Below are 20,091 nucleotides of genomic sequence, written 5' to 3'. Positions count from 1 at the left end.
TCCGGATAGGTAAAACCATCTAGCCGCCTGCATCATCACCCCAATTCCGCCATGGTCTTTACCGGCCTAATCTGGCTGCGACTCCACGAAAGTGATAGGGAGCACAGCCATGAAATTCGACTCATCCCAAACGCCCGCAGCCGGCTGCGACCCGTCGCGGCGCGCCTTCCTGCGCGGCCTGCCGGTGCTCACCGCCGCGGCGGCCGTACCGGTCCCGGCGCTGGCGGCCGCCGAGACCCGCCACTGGGGCATGCTGGTGGACGTGCGCCGCTGCATCGGTTGCCAGGCCTGCACCGTCGCCTGCATGCAGGAGAACGCCGTACCGGAAGGCAGTTTCCGCACGGTGGTCTCCACCTACAGCGTCGAAGTCACCGACGCCCCGCAGCCGGCCGGCACCTACGTGCTGCCGCGCCTGTGCAACCACTGCGACGATCCCCCCTGCGTGCCCGTGTGCCCGGTGGGCGCCACCTTCAAGCGCGCGGACGGCGCGGTGCTGGTGGATGCGGAGCGCTGCGTGGGCTGTGCCTACTGCGTGCAGGCCTGTCCCTACGACGCCCGCTTCATCAACCACGACACCAACAAGGCCGACAAGTGCACCTTCTGCGCCCACCGGCTCGATGCCGGGCTGCTGCCCGCCTGTGTGGAGACCTGCGTGGGCGGTGCGCGCATCTTCGGCGACCTCAACGACCCCGAGGGCGAACTGCGCCGCCGGCTGGACGAGGCGGCCGGCGAGGTGAAGGTGCTCAAGCCGGAACAGGGCACCTCGCCCCAGGTGTTCTACATCGGGCTGGACCAGCGCTTCGCCGGCAAGGTGGAAGGACAGGGCAGTCTGTGGAAGCCGCAGGCGTCCCACGGCTAAGGAGTCCATCATGAACACGGCCATCGTCGAAACCATCAACGTCACCCGCGAAGTCGCCTGGCTGCCGTGGGCAGTGTCCTACTTCTTCCTCATCGGGCTGTCCTACGGCGCCTTCCTGCTGTCCCTGCCCGGCATCGTGCTGCGCCGTCCGGGCTGGGAAGGCATCTCCCGCCTGGCCCTGCTGGGCGCCCTGGTGTGCGGCCTGACCGCACCCGTGGCGCTGCTGGCCGACCTGCACCAGCCGGGCCGCTTCTGGCACTTCTACGCCCACTTCACCCCCACGTCCTGGATGTCCTGGGGCGCCTTCTTCATCCCCCTCTACCTGGGCGGCCTGCTGCTCTACGCCTGGCTGGCCTTCCGTCCGCTCCTTGCCGCCCACGGCAACGAAGGCGGCCGCCTGGCCGGGCTCGCCCGGGTGCTGGCCTACGGCGGCCTGGAAAGCCGTCCGGCCCTGCTCGGCGCCGCCGCCGTGGCGCTGCTGGGCGCGGTGCTGGTGGCCCTCTACACCGGGGTGGAGGTGATGGTGGTGCGCGCCCGTCCCCTGTGGGATACGCCCCTGCTGCCGGTGCAGTTCGTCCTCACCGCCCTGGCCGGCGCCGTCGGGCTCGCCCTGCTGTTCAACCGCTTCGGCGCGGCGGCACCCAACGGCACGGCCGTGGTCCGCATGGCGCGGGTGCTGGCCGCCATCGAACTCGCCGTGCTGCTGGCCGGCGCCCTGTGGCTGGCCCTGGGCCTCAGCGGGCTGGGGCCGACCCATGCCGAAGCCCTGGACCAGGTGGCCCATTCCCCCGCCTGGCGGCTCACCGCGGCGTGGGCGGCGGGCGCCACGGCGCTGACCCTGCTGCTGGCTTGGCTGCGGCCCGGCTCCGGGCTGCTGATCGGCCTGCTGGCCCTGCACTCGGCGTGGATGATGCGCTGGACCGTCTTCATCGGCGGCCAGGAAGTGCCCAAGACCGGCGCCGGCTTCTACAGCTACGAGCTGCCCCTGGGCCCCGAGGGCCTGCTGGGCATCGCCGGCACCGCGGGCCTGTGGATCTTCATCCTGGTGCTGGCCACCACCCTGCTGCCCCTGGACCGCCTGGCCCCCGCCGGCCGTTCGGGCGCCTGACCGAGAACGCATCGCACGGTGCCGGCCGGCGAGGCCGGTGCCGCCCACAGGAGAATCATCATGAAAATCCAACGACGCGACGTGATCGCCGCCGGCGGCCTGGCCGCCTTCGCCGCGGGCTTCTCCCAGACCCTGGGCCGCATGGCCGACGCCTTCGCCGGCCCCGCCGACGGCCGCCACCAGCACTACGGTGCGGGGCTGGAACCCGAGTTCCGGGTGGACCCGGCCACCGGCGAACTCACCCCCAACCCCGATCAACAGGTGAGCTACACCGGCTGCATGGGCTGTACCACCCTGTGCGGGGTGCGGGTGCGCATCGACAAGGCCACCGGCAAGATCCTGCGCGTAGGCGGCAACCCTTACAGCCCGCTCTCCACCGAACCCCATCTGCCCATGAAGGCCACGGTGAAGGAAAGCTTCGTCGCCCTGTCCCGCTTCCAGGACAAGGGCCTGGCCGGGCGCTCCACCACCTGCGGACGCGGCAACGCGGCCCTGGCCCAGATCGATTCCCCCTTCCGCGTACTGACGCCCCTGAAGCGGGTAGGGCCGCGCAATTCCGGCCAATGGGAACCCATCTCCTTCGAACAACTGGTGAAGGAAGTGGTGGAAGGCGGCGACCTTTTCGGCGAGGGCCACGTGGACGGCCTGCGCGCCCTGCGCGACCTGAAGACCCCCATCGACCCGGACAACCCGGCCTACGGCCCGCGGGTGAACCAGGTGGGCCACATCGTCAGCGTCAATGACGGCCGCGACCTCCTGGGCCGGCGCTTCTGGCAGCAGGCCTACGGCACGCAGAACTACGTGGGCCACGGCTCCTACTGCGGCGGCGCCTACCGCTCCGGCTCCGGCGCCCTGTTCGGCGACCACCGCGCCATGCCCCACGCCAAGCCGGATCTGGCCAACGCGGAATTCGTCCTCTTCATCGGCACCGCGCCGGGCAACGCCGGCAACCCCTTCAAGCGCACCGGCAAGATGCTGGCCCACGGCCGCACCGACGGGCGGCTGGAATACGTGGTGGTGGACCCGGTGCTCACCAATGCGGACAACCGCGCCGCCGCCGAACGGGGGCGCTGGGTGCCGATCCGGCCGGGCACGGACGGCGCCCTGGTCATGGCCATGATGCGCTGGCTGTTCGAGAACGGCCGGGTGCACACCGCCTACCTCGCCAACCCCAGCCTGGCGGTGGCCGAAGCCCGCGGCGAACCCTCCTTCACCACCGCGAGCTGGCTGGTGATCGCCGAACCGGGCCACCCGCGGGACGGCCGCTGCCTGCGCGGCTCGGACATCGGCCTCGCTGCCGGAAGGCAAGGAACGCTCGGCGAGGCCGACCCCTATCTGGTCATGGGCGAGGACGGCCGCCCCCTGCCCGTGTCCACGGCCACCGCCCCCGCGCCCCTGGACGTGGACAGCACCGTGGATCTGGGCGGCAAGGCGGTACGGGTGCGCACGGGTTACGCCCTGCTGCGGGAATCGGCCCTGGCGAAGACCCTGGACGAATACGCCGCCGCCTGCGGCGTGCCGGTGGAAGTCATCACCGGGCTGGCGGACGAGTTCTCCAGCCACGGCCGGCGCGCCTGCGCGGTGGCCCACGGCGGCATGATGTCCGGTGCCGGCTTCTACAACGCCTACGCCGTGGTCACCCTCAACGCCCTCATCGGCAACCTCAACTGGAAGGGCGGCTTCGCCATGAACGGCGGCGGCTTCCCCCATGTGGCGGCCGGCCCCCGCTACGACCTGGTGAACTTCCCCGGCAAGATCCAGCCCAAGGGCACGCCCCTGGGCCGCAACGTCCCCTACGAGCGCACCGCCGAGTTCGCCAGGAAGCGAGACGAGGGCAAAGCCTATCCGGCGCGGGACCAATGGTTCCCGGGCGCCCCCGGCTTGGCCACGGAATTCTTCTCCAGCGCCTTCGAGGGCTATCCCTACGGCCTCAAGGCCCTGGTGCTGTGGATGGCCAATCCGGTGTACGGTATTCCGGGGCTGAAAGAGCGCTTCGGCAAGGATTTGGCCGATCCGCAGAAGCTGCCGCTCATCATCTCCATCGACCCCCTCATCAACGAGAGCAATGCCTACGCGGACTACATCGTCCCGGACACGCTCATGTACGAAAGCTGGGGCTGGACCACGGCCTGGAACGGCGTGCCCACCAAGATGCTGACCGCCCGCTGGCCGGTCGTCGAACCCCGCCTGGCCAAGACCCCCGACGGCCAGCCCATCTGCATGGAAACCTTCGTCTTCGCCCTGGCCCGCGCCATGGACCTGCCCGGCTTCGGCCCCGAAGGGCTGGCGGACGCGGAGGGCAACCGCCTGCCCCTGGAGCGCCCGGAGGACTGGTACCTGCGCGCCGGCGCCAACGCGGCCTACGCCGGCCAGCCAGTGGCCGACGCCAGCGACGAGGACATGGCGCTCACCGGCGTGGCCCGCATCCGCCCCGCGCTGGAAGCGGTGCTCAAGCCCGAGGAATGGCGCAAGGTCGCCCTGCTCTACACCCGCGGCGGACGCTACCAGCCGGCGAACCAGGCCCAGGACGCGAACAACCCGGAATGGCAGGCCCAGCGCTTCGCCAAGCCCCTGTGGATATGGAGCGAACACGTGGGCGGCGCCAAGAACGCCCTCACCGGCAAGCGCTATTCCGGCTGCGCCACCTGGCAGGAGCCGGCCTTCGCCGACGGCACGCCCATGCGCGCCGTCCATACGGAATCGGACTGGCCGCTGCTGGCCATGAGCTTCAAGTCCGCCCTGCAGAGCGCCCACAGCATCGCCACCCCCATCACCGGCCTGCACCCGGAAAACGCCCTCGTCGTGCATCCGGAGGATGCGGCGGCGCGGGAACTGGCGACCGGGGACCAGGCCTGGCTCGCCACCCCCGGCGGGCGGGTGAAGTGCACGGTGCTGGTACACCACGGCGTGATGCGCGGCGTGGTCGCGGTGGAGCACGGCTTCGGCCACCGGGAACTGGGAGCGCGGCCCCACCGTATTGGCGGGCAGAGCCAGCCGGACCGGCCGCAACTGGCGGCAGGCATCAACATCAACGATCTCGGCCTGGTGGACCCCACCCGCGGCGGGCGCAACGTCTGGGTGGACGCGGTGTCCGGCACCTCGGTGCGCAACGGGCTGCCGGCCCGGCTGGAAAAGGCCTGACGCAGGGCGGGGCGTGCTGCGGTACGCCCCGTGGGCGATCAGTCCAGCGCGTGGGGGTCCGCCCGCAGCATCAGGCGGGCCAGTTCGGCGGCGCTGCCCAGTCCGGTCTTGTCCATCACGTGCTGGCGATGCACGTGCACCGTCTTCTCGCTGATGTCCAGCTCCCGGGCTACGACCTTGTTGGGCAGGCCCAGGGCCACCAGGCGGGCGACCTCGCTCTCCCGCGGCGACAGGCGCGCCAGCACGGCGGCGGCCTCCTCGCGCCGTGCGGCGTCGGCCCGCTCGCTGTTGCCCTTGCGCACCGCAGCCGTCACCGCGTCGATGAGGGCCTGATCCCGGAAAGGCTTTTCCAGGAAGTCGCTGGCGCCGTGCTTCATGGCCTGCACCGCCAGTTCCACGTCCCCGTGGCCGGTGATGAACACCACCGGCACCGTCCATCCGCGCTGTGCCAGGCGCTGCTGCAGTTCCAGCCCGCTCATCATGGGCATGCGGATGTCCAGCACCAGGCAGGCCAGGCCGGCGCAGTCGTCGCCGCAGCTCGCCAGGAAATCCTCCGCCGAGGCGTGGGCCACGGCCTGCCAGCCCACGGATTCGAGCAGGAAGACGAGCGAACGGCGGAAGGCCGCGTCGTCGTCCACGATGTGTATGGTCTGCGGGCTGCGGTCAGTCATGGGCGGGAATGCTCAGGGTGAACACCATGCCGGGGCCGTCCCCGGCCACGCGCGCTTCCAGCCGGCCGCCGTGGGCCTCGGCGATGGTCTTGCAGATGGACAGGCCCAGCCCCAGGCCATCCGGCTTGGTACTCAGGAAGGGTTCGAACAGGCGCCCCTGGACCGCCGCATCGAGGCCGGGGCCATGGTCGCGCACGGCGATACGCAGGCTGCCGTCCACGATGGCCAGCGCCACTTCCAGCCGGCAGCGCCCGGGGCCGAGGCCGCGGCAGGCATCGTAGCCGTTCTTGAGCAGGTTGAGCACCACCTGCTGGATCTGCAGGGCGTCCATATCTACCGCCCTGCCCGCCGGCAGGCGGTCGTCCAGCACCACGTCCGGCGCCTGGGCCAGCATGCCGCGGAACAGGGCGACGGCCTCCACCACCACCTCCCGCGGATTGCGCCGTTCGCGCTGGCCGGCGCGCTTCTTGGCGAAGGCGCGGATGCGCGCGAGGATGGCCGCGGCCCGCTCGGCCTGCTCGGCGATCTCCCCCGCTGCCTCGCGGCTGGCCTCTTCCGTGAGGCGGCCCGCGTCGGCCCGGCGCAGCACGCTCTGGGCGTAGTTGCCGATGGTGGCCAGGGGCTGGTTGAGTTCGTGGGCCAGGGTGCCGGACAGCTCCCCCAGCACCGACAGGCGGGTCAGGTGGTCCACCTGCTCCTGGTTGGCGCGCATGCGCGCCTCGATGGCCCGGCGTTCGTCCAGGGCCGCGGTCAGCGCCTGGGTGCGCACATGCACCAGGTGCTCCACCCGCACCGTGTAGATGACCCACCCCGCCACCGCGGTCATCAGCAGCGCCACCCAGGGCCAGTAGCGCTCGGCCAGCGCCATCAGCGTGGGCGCGCGCAGGTAGGCGTAGGGGCCGATCTGCAGTTCGCGGAAGAGTTCGTGCACCGACTGGTAGTCCGCCGGCACCGACCAGGACAGGCCGTTGGCAGCCGGCGGCATGGACAGCAGCGCCACCGCCACGCTTTTCGCCAGCGATGCGGACGTGTGGCGCAGGGTGGCGATGGGCCAGTCCGGGTACAGGCGGGAGGTGGTGGCGCAGGGGAAATCCGGCTCGTTCCGCGGCGCCACCACCCGCAGGCGCGCCGCGTATTCGGGCATGGATTCCAGCAGGCAGGCGCGCACGATGCCGAAATCGGCGCGGCCGTCCAGCACCGCATCGAACACCCCGTGCATGGGGAAACCCACCTCCACCCAGGAGCGGAAGGCGCCTTCCGGATCGATGCCGGCCCCGTCCAGTTCCCGCCACAGCACCCGGAAGCCGCCGAAAGCCTCGCGGGACACCAGCGCCACGCGCTTGCCGCGCAGATCCTCCAGGCGGGAGATGTCCGCCATCTCCTTCGGCACCACCACCGCCGAGCCTATGGCCCGGTCCGGCCTGCCTTCGCTGAAGGCCAGGGTAAGGATGCGGCTGGCGCCCAACTCAGCTTCGAGTTCGACGTAATACCCGGGGTTGGTGATGATGAATTCCAGCTCGCCCCGTTCGGCGCTCGCAAGCATGCCGTGATGATCCAGCGGCACCAGCTCGAAGCGGTGTTCCGGCAGCCGGGCCTGCAGGTGGGCGAGCACCGGCTGCCAGGATTCGACGGCCGTTTCCGCGCCGAGAAAGGCGAGCACACCGATGCGCACCGTCGCCGCCTGGACATGGAACGGCATGCAGAACAGGCCCAGCGCGAGAAGCGCGGGAAGCAAGCCGGCACGGAGCGATCGACGAAAGAGAACGGGCATTGCGCAGGCATTGTAAAGGTTCGGATTGCCACCGCGCCGACCACGGCGCCGCGCATGCCGGGTGGCAGCGGCGGCACTTCTTGCCAATTCCACCCACTTGAACGCGCCCGGGCAATAGGTAGAACCATCTACGGTGGTTTGTACATTAAATTAGAACTTACTTATATAATTATGCCCATCAACAAACAGATGAGACCTCCAGCCCGCGAGGCTCCCCCACCATCCATCCCGCGCGCCCGCGCACAAAGCACGCCCATGCTCCGCCAGACAATCCCGGTCCTGATGCTGCTGTCGGCCACCTGCCTCCCGCTGCAGCCTGTACTGGCCAGCCCGCCCGACGGGGCGGCCGCACTTGAAACGGTATCCGCCCATGCGGCCGACGCCGGTGCCGCTACCGCCCATGCCGGCCGCGTGGAGGCCGTGCGCAGCGCCACGGTGGCCGCGCAGGTGGCCGGCACGATCACCGCGCTGCACGTGAAGGCTGGCGACCGGGTGGTGGCGGGCCAGGAACTGGTGCACATCGACAGCCGCGTGGCGGGGAAGACCGCAGTGGCCAGCGCCGCGCAGACCGACGCCGCCGTCGCGATGCTGGCCGCCGCCCGCAGCGAGTTCGAGCGCCAGCAGCGCCTGTTCGAGAAACAGTACATCAGCCAGGCGGCGCTGGAGCGCGCCGAGGCGCAGTACAAGTCCGCCGCCGCCCAGGCCAGGGCGCAGCAGGCCGCGGCGGACGCGGCGGGCACCCAGGCCGGGCTCTTCGTGCTGCGGGCGCCCTTCGACGCCATCGTCGCCGAGGTGCCGGTGGAAACCGGCGACATGGCCATGCCCGGCAGCCCGCTGCTGGCGCTGTTCGCCCCCGATGCGCTGCGCGTGGTCGCCGACGTGCCGCAGGGCGCCCTGCCGGCCGACGCCGCGGCACAGGACATCGAACTGGAACTGCCCGATGGCCGTATGCTCTCCCCCACCGCCGTGGAAGTGCTGCCCACGCTCGATGCGCGCAGCCATACGGTGCGGCTGCGGCTGGCGCTGCCGCCCGCGGCCGGGGTGGTGGCGCCCGGCAGCTACGCCCGCGTCTGGCTGCCGGGTGCCGTGCCGCGTGCCGCCGTGCTGGTGCCGCGCCAGGCCGTCGTGCGCCGCGCGGAAATGACCGGGCTGTATGTACTGGATGCGCAGCAGCGTCCGCTGTTGCGCCAGGTGCGGCTGGGCGCCGAGCACGGGGACCTGGTGGAAGTGCTCGCCGGCGTCGATGCCGGCGACGCCGTAGTACTGGACCCGCAGGCCGCGGCGCGGCTGCGCCGCTGAGGGGGTCCGGCTTGAGCACCGCAGAACACGGCACCGGCCAGGGTCTCTCCGGCCGCATCGCCGCCGCCTTCCAGGCCGCGCGGATCACCCCCCTGCTGGCCCTGCTCGGGCTGCTGATGGGGCTGTTCGCCATGCTGGTGACGCCGCGCGAGGAAGAACCGCAAATCGACGTCACCATGGCCAGCGTGATGGTCGCCTTCCCCGGCGCCTCGGTGCGCGAGGTCGAGCAGATGGTCGCCTCCCCCGCCGAACAGGTGCTCGCCGGCATGGCGGGGGTGGAACACGTCACCTCCGCCTCCTACCCCGGACAGGCGCTGCTGACCGTGCAGTTCGAAGTCGGCGTTCCGCGCACCGAAGCGCTGGTGCGCCTGCACGACGCCCTCGATTCGCATGCCGACTGGCTGCCCGCCGGCCTGGGCGTGCTGCCGCCGATCGCCAAGCCGCGCGGCATCGACGACGTGCCCATCGTCAGCCTGACGCTGTTCACCGCCGCGCCGGACCAGGGGGCCTACGATCTGGCGCGCATCGCGCACAGCATCGAGGCGGAACTCAAGCGCGTGCCGGGCACGCGCGAGGTGTGGACCATCGGCGGCCCCGGCCGCGCGGTGCTGGTGCAGCTCGATCCGGCGCGCCTGCGCAGCCACGGCGTCAGCGTGGGCGAACTGCACCAGGCGCTGCAGGCCGCCAATGCGGGCGGGCCGGTGGGCGAACTGCTCACCGGCAACCAGGCCATCCAGGTGGACACCGGCGCCTTCCTGCAGGACGCCCGCGACGTGGCCGAACTGGTGGTGGGCGCGCACGACGGCCACCCGGTACTGCTCGGCGACGTGGCCGAGGTGCGCCTCGGCCCGCCGCCCGCGGCCAGCTACGTCTGGCACGGCACCACCGGCGAACGGCCGGCCGAATACCCGGCGGTGACGCTGGCGATCAGCAAGAAGCCCGGCGAGAATGCCATCGACGTCGCCAACCGCCTGATGGAACGGGTGGAGAGCCTCAAGGGCACGGTGATCCCCGACGCCGTGCAGGTGGCCGAAACGCGCAACTACGGTGCCACCGCCGACGACAAGGCGCGCCAACTGATCCAGAAGCTGCTGTTCGCCACCGCCTCGGTGGTGGCGCTGGTGTTCTTCGCGCTGGGGCGGCGCGAGGCGGCCATCGTCGGCATCGCCGTGCTGCTGACCCTGACCGTGACCCTGTTCGCCTCCTGGGCCTGGGGCTTCACCCTCAACCGCGTGTCGCTGTTCGCGCTGATCTTCTCCATCGGCATCCTGGTGGACGACGCCATCGTGGTGGTGGAGAACATCCACCGCCACCAGCACCTGCACCCCGCCCGGCCGCTCGCCGAAATCATTCCCGCCGCGGTGGACGAGGTGGGCGGCCCCACCATCCTGGCGACCTTCACGGTGATCGCCGCGCTGCTGCCGATGGCCTTCGTCAGCGGCCTGATGGGCCCTTACATGAGCCCCATCCCGATCAACGCCAGCATGGGCATGCTGCTGTCGCTGGCGATCGCCTTCACCGTCACCCCCTGGCTGGCGCGCCTGTGGATGCGCGAAGTGCCCGCCGGCGCCCACGCCACGGCGCATGAAGGCGCCGCCCCCGACGGCGCTGCCCCTCGGCCTTGGCTGGCGCGCTTGTTCCACCGCATCTTCGATCCGCTGCTGGACGAACGCCGCGGCCCGCGCAACCGCCGGCTGCTCGGGCTCGCGGTGGTGCTGCTGATCGCGGCCTCGCTGGTGCTGCCGGTCACCGGGCTGGTGCTGCTGAAGATGCTGCCCTTCGACAACAAGTCGGAGATCCAGGTGGTGGTGGACATGCCCGAGGGCACGCCGCTGGAGAAGACCGCCGCGGTGCTGCGCGAACTGGGCGCGCATCTGGCCGCGGTGCCGGAGGTCAGCGACTACCAGGCCTACGCGGGCACCGCCGCGCCCATCAACTTCAACGGCCTGGTGCGCCAGTACAACCTGCGCAGCGGCGGCGCGGTGGGCGACCTCCAGGTCAATCTGCAGCCCAAGTCGGCGCGCAGCGAGCAGAGCCACGCCATCGCCACCCGCCTGCGCGCGCCGCTGCAGGCCATCGGCGCGCGCCACGGCGCCAACGTCAAGATCGTCGAAGTGCCGCCCGGCCCGCCGGTGCAGGCCCCCATCGTCGCCGAGATCTACGGGCCGGACGCCGACGGCCGGCGCGAACTCGCACGCACGGTGCGCGGTGTGTTCGAACGCACCGCAGGGGTGGAAGACGTGGACGACAGCACGGCCAGCGCCGCGCCGCGCATCCTGCTGCAGGTGGACCGCCGCAAGGCCGCCGCGCTGGGCGTGGCGCAGGCCGAGGCGGTGCGGGCGCTGCAGGCCGGCCTGGGCGGCGCGGCGGCCACCTATGTGCACGACGGCAGCCGCTACCCGGCGCCGGCCTGGCTGCAACTGCCGCCGCAGGCGCATGGCGACCTGGCGGCACTGCTGCAACTGCCGGTGCGTGCCGCCTCAGGTAGCCTGGTGCCGGTGGGCGAGGTGGTGCGCATCGGCGATGCCCTGCGCGAACAGCCGGCCTTCCACAAGGATCTGCTGCCGGTCGAATATGTGACCGCCGACATGGCCGGCACGGTGGACAGCCCCTTGTACGGCATGTTCGCGATGCGCGGCGAACTGCTCGCCCTGCCCACCCCCAACGGCGGCGCGCTGGGCGAGTACTTCATCCGCCAGCCCCAGGACCCCTGGCGCGAATACGCCGTCAAGTGGGACGGCGAATGGCAGATCACCTACGAGACCTTCCGCGACATGGGCGCCGCCTATGCCGTCGGGCTGCTGCTGATCTACCTGCTGGTGGTGGCGCACTTCGGCTCCTACCTGATGCCGCTGGTCATCATGGCGCCGATCCCGCTGACGCTGATCGGCATCCTGCCCGGCCACGCGCTGCTGCACGCGCCGTTCACCGCCACCAGCATGATCGGCATGATCGCGCTGGCCGGCATCATCGTGCGCAACTCCATCCTGCTGGTGGACTTCATCCGCCTGCAGCAGACCCGTGGCGTGGCGCTGGAACGGGCCATCGTGCAGTCGGCGATCATCCGCGCCCAGCCCATCGCGCTGACCGCGCTGGCGGCCATGCTGGGTGCCTTCTTCATCCTCGACGACCCGATCTTCAACGGCCTGGCGATCGCGCTGATCTCCGGCATCCTGGTATCCACGCTGCTCACGCTGGTCGTCATCCCCCTGCTCTACTATGTCGCCTACCGCCCGCGCGGCGGCGGCACAGGGCAGGCCCATGCCTGATCCTTCCCCCACCGTCGTCCCCTCAAGGAGAACATCCATGACATCCTGGCAGATCGTGCGCATCGCCGCCGGCTTCTTCATCCTGCTGTCCCTCGCCCTGGGCGTGCCGGGCAGCCCCGTCTTCGTGAGCCAGTGGTGGCTGGCGTTCACCGTCTTCGTCGGCCTCAACCTGCTGCAGAGCGGCTTCACCCGCTGGTGCCTGCTGGAGACCCTGCTGCGCAGGCTGGGCGTGCGGCCTGGCTGCTGAACCGCCGCAGGAACACGCCATGATCCGCCGCCTCACGCTGGCTCCGTTGTGCGCCGCATTGGTACTGGTCGCCGCCAACGCCCGCGCCGCGCCCCTGCCGCAGTTGTGGGAAGCTGCCCAGGCCCATGCGCCCCTCATGCACTCGGCCCGCGCCGCCCGCCTGGCGGGACAGAGCCGCGGCGAGCAGGCGCGCGCCCTGTGGCGGCCCGATCTGGTCATCAGCGGCGCGGCGGGTTATGCCGATGCCAGCAGCCTCACCCGCGGCGCACAGTTCGCCGCGCCCGGTTTCGGCAGCACCGGCGGCGTGCGCTTCGAGACCGACGTCGGCCACGCGCGCAGCGGCAACTGGAGCCTGGTGCTGATGCAGCCGCTCTACAGCCCGCAGCGCAGCGCCCGGCAGGACCTGCTGGATATCTCCGCCACGAGCGCCGAACTGCAGTGGCAGGCCGCCCGCCAGGATCTGATGCTGCATCTGACGGAAGCCTATTTCTCCCTCGCGCTGGCGGAGGAATCGCTGCACGTGCTGCGGCGGCAGCAACAGGCGGTGGAGCGCATCCTTGCCGAGACCCGCGACCGTTTCGAACTGGGCGACCTGCCGGTGACCGATACCTACGAGGCGCAGGCGCGCGCCGAAGCCGTGCGTGCCCAGGTGCTGGCCGCCGAAACCGAACTGAGCCTGCGCCGCGACGCCCTGGCCGACCTGACCGGCATCAGCCTGCCCGACGGCGAGGCACGCCTGCCGCAGACCCTGCGGCAGTTGCCCCCGGCCGCCCCCCTGGCCGACTGGCAGACCCGTGCCCTGCAACGCAATCCCCAGTTGCTGCTGATGGAACGGCAGGCGGCCGCGGCCGCCCGCGAAGCCGCCCGCCACGGCAGGCTGGACGACGCACGGGTGGACCTGGTGGCCCGGGTCGGCGGCGAGCACCTCAGCGGCGACGGACCCGGCGGCAGCGCCTCCGCCCGCAACCGCGAGGCATGGGCCGGCGTGCAGTTCAGCCTGCCGCTATCCACCAGCGGTCTGCGCAGCGCGCAGGAACGGGAAGCCGTGCATCTGCTCGACAAGGCCCGGGCCGACCGCGACCTGGTCCGCCAGCAGATCGATCAGCGCATGCGCGGCGCCTGGCTGGGGCTGAGCACCGGCAACGCCCGCGTGCAGGCGCTGCAGGCGGGCGCAGAGGCCAGCCAGGCGCGGCTGGACGCGACCCGGCTCGGCCTGGAGGCGGGCGACCGCAGCACGCTGGATCTGCTCAACGCCGAAAACGAATACGCCGCCGCCCGGCTGGCACTGGACGAGGCGCGCGTGCAACTGCTGCTGCACCGCCTGCAACTCGACGCGCTGGCCGGCGGCCTGGACGAAAGCGCACTGGACTGGGCCTGGGAACAGACCCGGTAAGTCTGGAAAGCGGGCTCCGCTCGACGGGAGCATCCGCGGCCGTTTCGTCAGCCGCCGCGGCCGGCGCAACGGAACCCCATGCGCCCCCTACTCCGGCACGCAGATGCGCCCGGCCCGGGCTTCCAGCAGCGTCTTCACCACCAGCGCCAGCACGACCGCGCTGAGCACCGCCAGCAACACCCAGCCGAGACCGCCGTAGAAGGCCCCGCCGCCGTGGGCGGCCATCTCGAAGGTGGCGATGGTCATGGCCGCGAGGGGGAAGGAATAGGCCCACGCCGAGATGAAGAACGGCAGGCGGAAGAAGCGCAGGGCGTTGCTGGCGAGCAGCAGGGTCAGGAACAGGGCGACGAAGTACAGCACACGGGCGAAGGCGTCCACGACCCCCGTGAGCGCCACGTAGGAAATGAAGCCCACGGCGGGCGGCGCGATCAGGATGAACAGCGTGGGCGTCAGGCGCGCCGGCAGCGGCTCGTGGAAGAACAGGCGGTAGAGCACGATGGTCATCAGCACCAGCCAGAACACCAGGCCGATGCTGAAGAAGAACCAGCTCAGGTCCATCGGCGCCACCTTGACCCCCGCGATCGGCACCAGGATGTTGCCCACCACCGGGATGAACCAGGCCGGGTTGGCGTGCTTGATGTCGTAGTGGGTGTGGTGAATCCAGCTACTCATGGTCCACAGGGTGAAGCCCAGGTGCACGGCGGCACCCACGTACCACGTCCAGCGCGCCGCGCCCGGCGCCTGCGGCACCCAGGCGATGGCGAGCAGCAGCAGGCCGATGGAAATGGCCGGAAAAAAATTGAGCTTCACCGGATGGGCCCGCTCCGCCGCCACCGCAGCCGGGTGGCGCAGAATCTTGAAGCCGTACACCGCGAGCAGGAACACGAACAGGCCGGTGGCGGCCCAGCGCAGCGCCTCGCCGATGCCGGCCGGCACGCCGACGGCGTGGTGTGCCTTGAGCCAGGCGAGGGTCAGGCCGGCGACGCCCATCACGGTGGAGAACAGCGCCACCGGAAAGTGGGCGAGCCGGCTTTCGGAATGGCTGCCGGCGGCGGCCGGGGCGGACGTGGATTGGGACATGGGTGGGGCCTCCTGGGCCGTAACGGGCTGGGATCAGTACTCGGACCGGGCGGGATCGCCTTCGGGTTCACCGTCCTCCCAGCCGGTGATCATCGCCTTGATGTGCGCGAACACCGTGTGCCCGGTGGTGGTGAGGTACACATGCACGATGAAGAACACCAGCATCATGAAGGCGCCCGCGGTGTGGGCGGTGGCCACCCACTCCAGTTCCAGCCAGCGGTCGATGCCGTATTCGCCCCACCAGGCGTAGAAAAGATAGAACAGGCCGGATATCCAGATGACGGGCGAAACCACTGCGAGCAGTGCGAGATAGGCCAGGCGCTGCAGCGGGTTGTGCTTCTTGAGCGCGGTCTTGTGGTAGGGGTGGGGTGCGCCGCGGAAGATGCCCCAGGCGTAGTAGCGCGCCATGGCGTCCACCTTCTTCAGCGTGGGGATGTATTGCCGCCATTCGCCGGTGGTGAATTGCCAGAAGATGGTGAAGGCCCACAGCACCAGCAGCGCCCAGGCGGCCAGGGTGTGGTATTCCACCGCGCGGCCGAAGCCGAAGTTCCCGTAGGCGCCGGAAATCTCGAAGCCGGTGAGCATCATGAAGACGATCAGCGCGGCCTGGGACCAGTGCCAGAAACGCTCGTAGCGCTTGAAGACGTAGAGGCGGTGCACGGTCTTGTGTTCGCTCATGGTGTCACTTCCCCCGGTAGTGGGTGAGGATGCGCAGCGCGCCGTGGATCAGCACGCCGGCCAGGGCCGCAGCCGCGGCCAGCCAGCCGGCGACACGCAGCCACGGCAGGCCGTCGCGGCCGGGCAGATAGATGCCTTCGATGCCGGCCAGGCGGCCGTCGCGGCTGTGGCATTCGCGGCAGGCCACGGCCTGCTCCTTGGGCGCCACCATGTGGGTGATGGGCCAGATCATGCGGGTGGCGGCGAAGTCGAAGCTGCCGCTGTAGGGCTGGCCCGTGGCCGCGGCGCCGGCGGCCAGCGCCTTGGGCCAGTCGAAGTTGTACCAGAAGGCGGTGTCGTCCGGCGTGGCGGTGTGAGGCACCAGCAGGGTGCGGTGCTCCACGTCGTAGGGCTGTTTGCCGTGGAAGATCTTCACCGGCCAGATGCGGGCGTCCGGGTCGTCGGGGCCGCCGTGGTAGGCGTTGATCGCCACTTCGGCGGACGGATCGATGGGGGTATCGGCCGTGGTCCAGGTGACCTTGCCGTTGAACCACAGGTATTCGGGCACCACGTTCTCGCCGAGGACGAAGTCGCCCTTCTTGCTGTCGTAGATCACGTGGCCGTGCTCGTCCTTCTTCTGGAAGGGTTTGCCGGCCTCCGTCAGCTTGCCCGCGGTGGACCAGTCCCAGCCCATCTTGGTGGGCACGCCGCCGCGCGCGAAGCTGGGGATGTGGCAGGCCTGGCAGGCCAGGGTGTCGGTGTGGGCGTTGAGGCGGCCGGCGGCAAGCAGGCTTTCCTTGTGCGGCTTGTCCCCGTGGCAGGACTGGCAGGTGGCCGGGTTGCGTTCGCTCTTCTCGCCGCGCACCAGCGGGCCATGGGGGTCGGCGGCCGTCATCGCGATGCGGCTGCCGGACACCCTGTGCTCTTCGGCCCGGTGGCAGTCGCTGCAGGCGAAGTTCAGGCCGTCCTTCGCCATGTGCACGTCCAACTCGCGCGTGGCCGTGTTGAGGGAGGAATCCAGGTCGCCGTGCTTCACGCCATCCCCGCCGCCGCCGTAGTAGTGGCAGGTGCCGCAGGTTTCCCGCGAGGTGGGCCCCACGTGCTGCGCCACCCGGGCCAGATCGGTGGCCTCGACGAACTTGCCCGACCGGGGCGGCCATTCCATGCGTTCATAGGCGGGGTGTCCGGCCAGTCCGGAGAGTTTCCTGTAGCCGCCCGTGTTGTGACAGGCCAGGCAATCCACCTTCTCCTCGGCGGAGAAGTCGAAGCCGTCGTCCTGCCAGCCGTAGCCCACGTGGCAGGACTGGCAGAACGCTTCATTGGACTTGTCGCCGATGCAGAAGCCATTGAGCATGGTCTTCTTGCCCAGTTTGCTGCCATCGGCCGGGTTCTCGTATTCCCAGGTCCAGTGGCGGGTGGCCATGACCTGCCTGGCCGCCTCGGTGTGGCAGGACAGACAGGCGCGGGTGACTTCCTCGCCGCTGGCGAAAGGCCCCTGCAGTTCCTTGAACTTGCCGTGGTCGGCGGTGGCAGCCAGGGCGCTGCCGCCGGCCCATAGTGCGATGCCGAGCGCGCATGCCGCGGCCCGGCCGATAACGGTCTCCATGCTCCTCTTCCCTTTCTGTTTATTGTGGTTGGATGAAACGTGCCTGTGTCAGGCCGTGTTGCCGCTGCCGTCGTCGCCGATCAGCAGCTTGGTGGCGGACAGCCACTTGTGGGGCGGAATCTCCAGGTTGGTCGGTGCCGGCTGGTGGCGGAACACCCGTCCGGCGAGATCGAAGATGGAGCCGTGGCAGGGGCACAGAAAGCCGCCGGGCCAGTCCTCGCCCAGCCCGCTGGCCTTGCCCGGCTGCAGTTTCTCGCTGGGGGAGCAGCCCAGGTGGGTGCAGATGCCGATCACCACCAGGTACTCGTCGTTGATCGAGCGGTGGCGGCTGACCGTGTAGTCCGGCTGCAGCGAGTCGGCGGAGCCCGGATCGGCGAGGCGGTCTTCGTGGCCCGCGAGGCCGGCGAGCATTTCCGGCGTGCGGCGCAGTATCCACACCGGCTTGCCGCGCCATTCGACGGTCATCATCTCGCCGGGCTGCAGTTTCCCCACGTCGGCTTCCACCGGCGCGCCGGCAGCCCTGGCGCGCTCGGACGGGGTCAGGCTGGCGACGAAGGGCACGGCGGTCGCCGCGGCGGCCACGGCCCCGGCAGCCGAGGTGGCGATGAGCAGATTGCGGCGGTCCTGGGCAATGTCGGACATGGGGAGTTCTCTCCGTCGGCTCGTAAAAAAACGCCGGGCATCCGAGATGCCCGGCCAGGAAGACGAAACGGGAGCCCGGGCGAAGAAGGCTGGCATGACGGCCCCTGCCAGGGGGTTGGGGCGTCGAGGTGACGTTGCAGTGGCCGTCCGGGCAGAAACACCGTTTCTGGCCGATACGCATTCAAGGAACGTGCCAGGGTTCGGGGCCAGCCGGGTGCCGCATTCGATTTCTTTTAAATCAATGCACTAAGCGAACCACCAGGCAGTTTCAAAAGAGGCTCCGCGCTGCCAATGACGATCGTTCTGGCAGAACATGGCAGGTTCTGGCGGCTTCCTGGCGGTCCCCTCAGCCGGAACTGCGGAAGATCGTTGCACGCGAGCGGGCAGATTCTGGAAAAGGGGAGCGCTTTTCGGTCGGCATCGTACTGTCCAGGTTGGCAGCGAGATGGCAGTTTGCGCTGGCAGATCGGGCGACACTGGCAGTGCGGCCGCCGCTCCCGGCGACCGGACAAAAGCCGAAAATTGATACAAAACAAGATCATGGCAGCCTTGGCACGACACTTGTATCGGGACCGGCATTCCCCCGGGAGAAAACGATGCAACTGGCCGACCGGAAACTGCTGCGCGAGATCGTCGTGGTCGTCGTGCTCAAGCTTCTGCTGATCACCGCCCTGTGGTGGGCGTTCATCCGCGACCACAGGGTCGAGGTGGACGTCCAGCGCATGGCGGTGCATGCGTCCGGCACGTCCACTGGGGGCCTTCCCAACCCTGACGGAGAGACCGATGGTCACTGAGCAACTCGTTGACCTCTCGCGGCTGCAGTTTGCCGCCACGGCGATGTACCACTTCCTGTTCGTGCCGCTGACCCTGGGCATGGTCTGGCTGCTGGTCATCATGGAAAGCGCCTGGGTGATGACCGGCAAGCTCGTCTACAAGGACATGACCCGCTTCTGGGGCAAGCTCTTCGGCATCAACTTCGCCCTGGGCGTCACCACCGGCATCACGCTGGAATTCCAGTTCGGCACCAACTGGGCCTACTACTCCCACTACGTGGGCGACATCTTCGGCGCGCCGCTGGCCATCGAGGGGCTGATGGCCTTCTTCCTGGAATCGACCTTCATCGGCCTGTTCTTCTTCGGCTGGGACCGCCTGTCGCGCACCCAGCACCTGATGGTGACGGTGCTGATGGCGGTGGGTACCAACCTCTCGGCGCTGTGGATCCTCGTTGCCAACGGCTGGATGCAACACCCCGTGGGTGCCGAGTTCAGCTATGAGACCATGCGCATGGAACTGGTGGACTTCTGGGCCGTGCTGTTCAACCCGGATGCCCAGGCCAAGTTCGTGCATACCGTGTCGGCCGGCTACGTGACCGGGGCCATGTTCGTGCTGGCGATCTCGGCCTGGTACCTGCTGCACGGCCGCGACCGGGAGTTCGCCCGCCGCTCCTTTTCCATCGCCGCCGCCTTCGGCTTCGCCTCGGTGTGCTCGGTGATCGTGCTGGGCGACGAATCCGGCTACGTGGTCAGCGAGGCGCAGCAGACCAAGCTCGCCGCCATGGAGGCCATGTGGGAGACCGAGCCGGCGCCCGCGAGCTTCAACGTCATCGCCCTGCCCAACGAGGCGGAGATGAAGAACGACTACGCGCTGCACATCCCCTGGGTCATGGGCCTTCTCGGCACGCGCTCGCTGGACCAGGAGATGCCGGGCATCCGCGACATCGTGGCCCGGAACCGCGAGCGGGTCGAGGTAGGCGTGGAGGCCGTGCGCCTGCTGGAAGCGCTGCGTGCGGACCCGTCCAATGCCGATCTGCGCGAACGCTTCGACGCGGTCAAGGAAGACCTCGGTTTCGGCCTGCTGCTGAAGAAGTACGCGGCGTCCATGGACGAGGTCACGCCCGAACTGATGGACCGCGCCGCCCGCGACACCATCCCGCAGGTCGCCCCCATGTTCTGGAGCTTCCGCCTGATGGTGGCCTTCGGCTTCGCCCTGCTGGCGCTGTTCGGCCTGGCCCTGTGGCATTCCGTCAAGGGCACGTTCGAGGGCAAACCCTGGCTGTTGCGCTGGGCGCTGTGCTTCCTGCCGGTACCGTGGGTCGCCTCGGAACTGGGCTGGTTCGTCGCCGAATACGGCCGCCAGCCCTGGACCATCTACGGCGTGCTGCCCACCCACCTGTCCGTTTCCACCCTGTCGGTGGAAAGCCTGTACGGCTCGCTCGCCGGCTTCGTCGGCTTCTACACCCTGCTGCTGATGGTGGAGATGTACCTGATGGTGCGCTTCGCCCGCCAGGGGCCGGGCAGCCTGGGCACCGGCCGCTATCTGAACGAAACCGCCCACGCCTGAAAGGAACC

The 20,091-nt window shown here is 69.8% G+C and carries 15 protein-coding genes; 9 read left to right on the top strand and 6 right to left on the bottom strand.

Going from position 1 to position 20,091, the window contains the following annotated elements:
• Positions 1 to 109 precede the first annotated feature (109 nt).
• The 3 genes from dsrO to E6O51_RS04600 are packed head-to-tail and all read left to right on the top strand — an operon-like array spanning position 110 to position 5,108.
• Positions 110 to 859: a sulfate reduction electron transfer complex DsrMKJOP subunit DsrO gene (dsrO, locus tag E6O51_RS04610; protein WP_136383804.1), complete on the top strand. Its 750-nt coding sequence runs from the start codon at positions 110 to 112 to the stop codon at positions 857 to 859.
• 10 nt (positions 860 to 869) lie between these two features.
• Positions 870 to 1,967, top strand: a complete 1,098-nt coding sequence (nrfD, locus tag E6O51_RS04605) for an NrfD/PsrC family molybdoenzyme membrane anchor subunit (protein ID WP_136383803.1) — start codon at positions 870 to 872, stop codon at positions 1,965 to 1,967.
• Positions 1,968 to 2,027: 60 nt separating this feature from the next.
• Positions 2,028 to 5,108 carry a molybdopterin dinucleotide binding domain-containing protein gene (locus E6O51_RS04600; RefSeq protein ID WP_136383802.1) on the top strand — a complete coding sequence of 1,027 codons (3,081 nt, stop codon included), beginning with the start codon at positions 2,028 to 2,030 and terminating at the stop codon, positions 5,106 to 5,108.
• Between the two features lie 38 nt (positions 5,109 to 5,146).
• Here the strand turns inward: E6O51_RS04600 and E6O51_RS04595 are convergent, their stop codons facing one another.
• Positions 5,147 to 5,779 (bottom strand): response regulator transcription factor, encoded by a 633-nt coding sequence (locus E6O51_RS04595; protein ID WP_136383801.1) that lies wholly within the window; start codon positions 5,777 to 5,779, stop codon positions 5,147 to 5,149.
• Positions 5,772 to 7,478, bottom strand: coding sequence for a sensor histidine kinase (locus tag E6O51_RS04590; protein ID WP_136383800.1), 1,707 nt, complete (start codon positions 7,476 to 7,478; stop codon positions 5,772 to 5,774). The genes E6O51_RS04595 and E6O51_RS04590 overlap by 8 nt, the downstream gene beginning before the upstream one ends.
• 327 nt (positions 7,479 to 7,805) lie before the next feature.
• Here E6O51_RS04590 and E6O51_RS04585 point away from each other — a divergent pair, with 327 nt between their 5' ends.
• Genes E6O51_RS04585 through E6O51_RS04570 form a run of 4 tightly spaced genes read left to right on the top strand, consistent with a single transcriptional unit; the run spans position 7,806 to position 13,758 of the window.
• Positions 7,806 to 8,849: an efflux RND transporter periplasmic adaptor subunit gene (locus tag E6O51_RS04585; protein ID WP_136383799.1), complete on the top strand. Its 1,044-nt coding sequence runs from the start codon at positions 7,806 to 7,808 to the stop codon at positions 8,847 to 8,849.
• 11 nt (positions 8,850 to 8,860) lie between these two features.
• Positions 8,861 to 12,118 (top strand): efflux RND transporter permease subunit, encoded by a 3,258-nt coding sequence (locus E6O51_RS04580; RefSeq protein ID WP_230976695.1) that lies wholly within the window; start codon positions 8,861 to 8,863, stop codon positions 12,116 to 12,118.
• A 37-nt stretch (positions 12,119 to 12,155) separates the two neighbouring features.
• Positions 12,156 to 12,365 carry a YgaP family membrane protein gene (locus E6O51_RS04575; RefSeq protein ID WP_136383798.1) on the top strand — a complete coding sequence of 70 codons (210 nt, stop codon included), beginning with the start codon at positions 12,156 to 12,158 and terminating at the stop codon, positions 12,363 to 12,365.
• A gap of 19 nt (positions 12,366 to 12,384) precedes the next feature.
• Entirely contained in the window at positions 12,385 to 13,758 is a 1,374-nt protein-coding gene (locus E6O51_RS04570; protein WP_136383797.1) for a TolC family protein, read from the top strand.
• Positions 13,759 to 13,845: 87 nt separating this feature from the next.
• On the opposite strand, the gene E6O51_RS04565 is transcribed toward E6O51_RS04570, so the two are convergent.
• From E6O51_RS04565 to petA, 4 genes are read right to left on the bottom strand one after another with little or no spacing between them, the layout of a single operon-like run.
• Positions 13,846 to 14,838, bottom strand: coding sequence for an SLAC1 anion channel family protein (locus tag E6O51_RS04565; protein ID WP_136383796.1), 993 nt, complete (start codon positions 14,836 to 14,838; stop codon positions 13,846 to 13,848).
• Between the two features lie 33 nt (positions 14,839 to 14,871).
• Entirely contained in the window at positions 14,872 to 15,516 is a 645-nt protein-coding gene (locus E6O51_RS04560) for a cytochrome b/b6 domain-containing protein (RefSeq protein ID WP_136383795.1), read from the bottom strand.
• Between the two features lie 4 nt (positions 15,517 to 15,520).
• The gene (locus E6O51_RS04555) at positions 15,521 to 17,101 is read right to left on the bottom strand and encodes a tetrathionate reductase family octaheme c-type cytochrome (protein WP_136383794.1); all 1,581 of its coding nucleotides are present in this window, start codon (positions 17,099 to 17,101) and stop codon (positions 15,521 to 15,523) included.
• Positions 17,102 to 17,149: 48 nt separating this feature from the next.
• A complete protein-coding gene (gene petA / locus E6O51_RS04550) occupies positions 17,150 to 17,743 on the bottom strand; it encodes a ubiquinol-cytochrome c reductase iron-sulfur subunit (protein WP_136383793.1) in 594 nt (197 codons plus the stop codon).
• 596 nt (positions 17,744 to 18,339) lie between these two features.
• On the opposite strand from petA, the gene cydP reads away from it, so the two are divergent.
• Both cydP and E6O51_RS04540 read left to right on the top strand, forming a co-directional pair.
• Entirely contained in the window at positions 18,340 to 18,537 is a 198-nt protein-coding gene (gene cydP, locus E6O51_RS04545; protein WP_136383792.1) for a cytochrome oxidase putative small subunit CydP, read from the top strand.
• Positions 18,527 to 20,083 carry a cytochrome ubiquinol oxidase subunit I gene (locus E6O51_RS04540; protein ID WP_136383791.1) on the top strand — a complete coding sequence of 519 codons (1,557 nt, stop codon included), beginning with the start codon at positions 18,527 to 18,529 and terminating at the stop codon, positions 20,081 to 20,083. The genes cydP and E6O51_RS04540 overlap by 11 nt, the downstream gene beginning before the upstream one ends.
• Positions 20,084 to 20,091: the final 8 nt, after the last annotated feature.

The sequence above is a fragment of the Pseudothauera rhizosphaerae genome (genome assembly GCF_004801305.1).
Lineage (GTDB): Bacteria > Pseudomonadota > Gammaproteobacteria > Burkholderiales > Rhodocyclaceae > Pseudothauera > Pseudothauera rhizosphaerae.
This window is presented reverse-complemented; position numbering and strand designations above follow the sequence as displayed.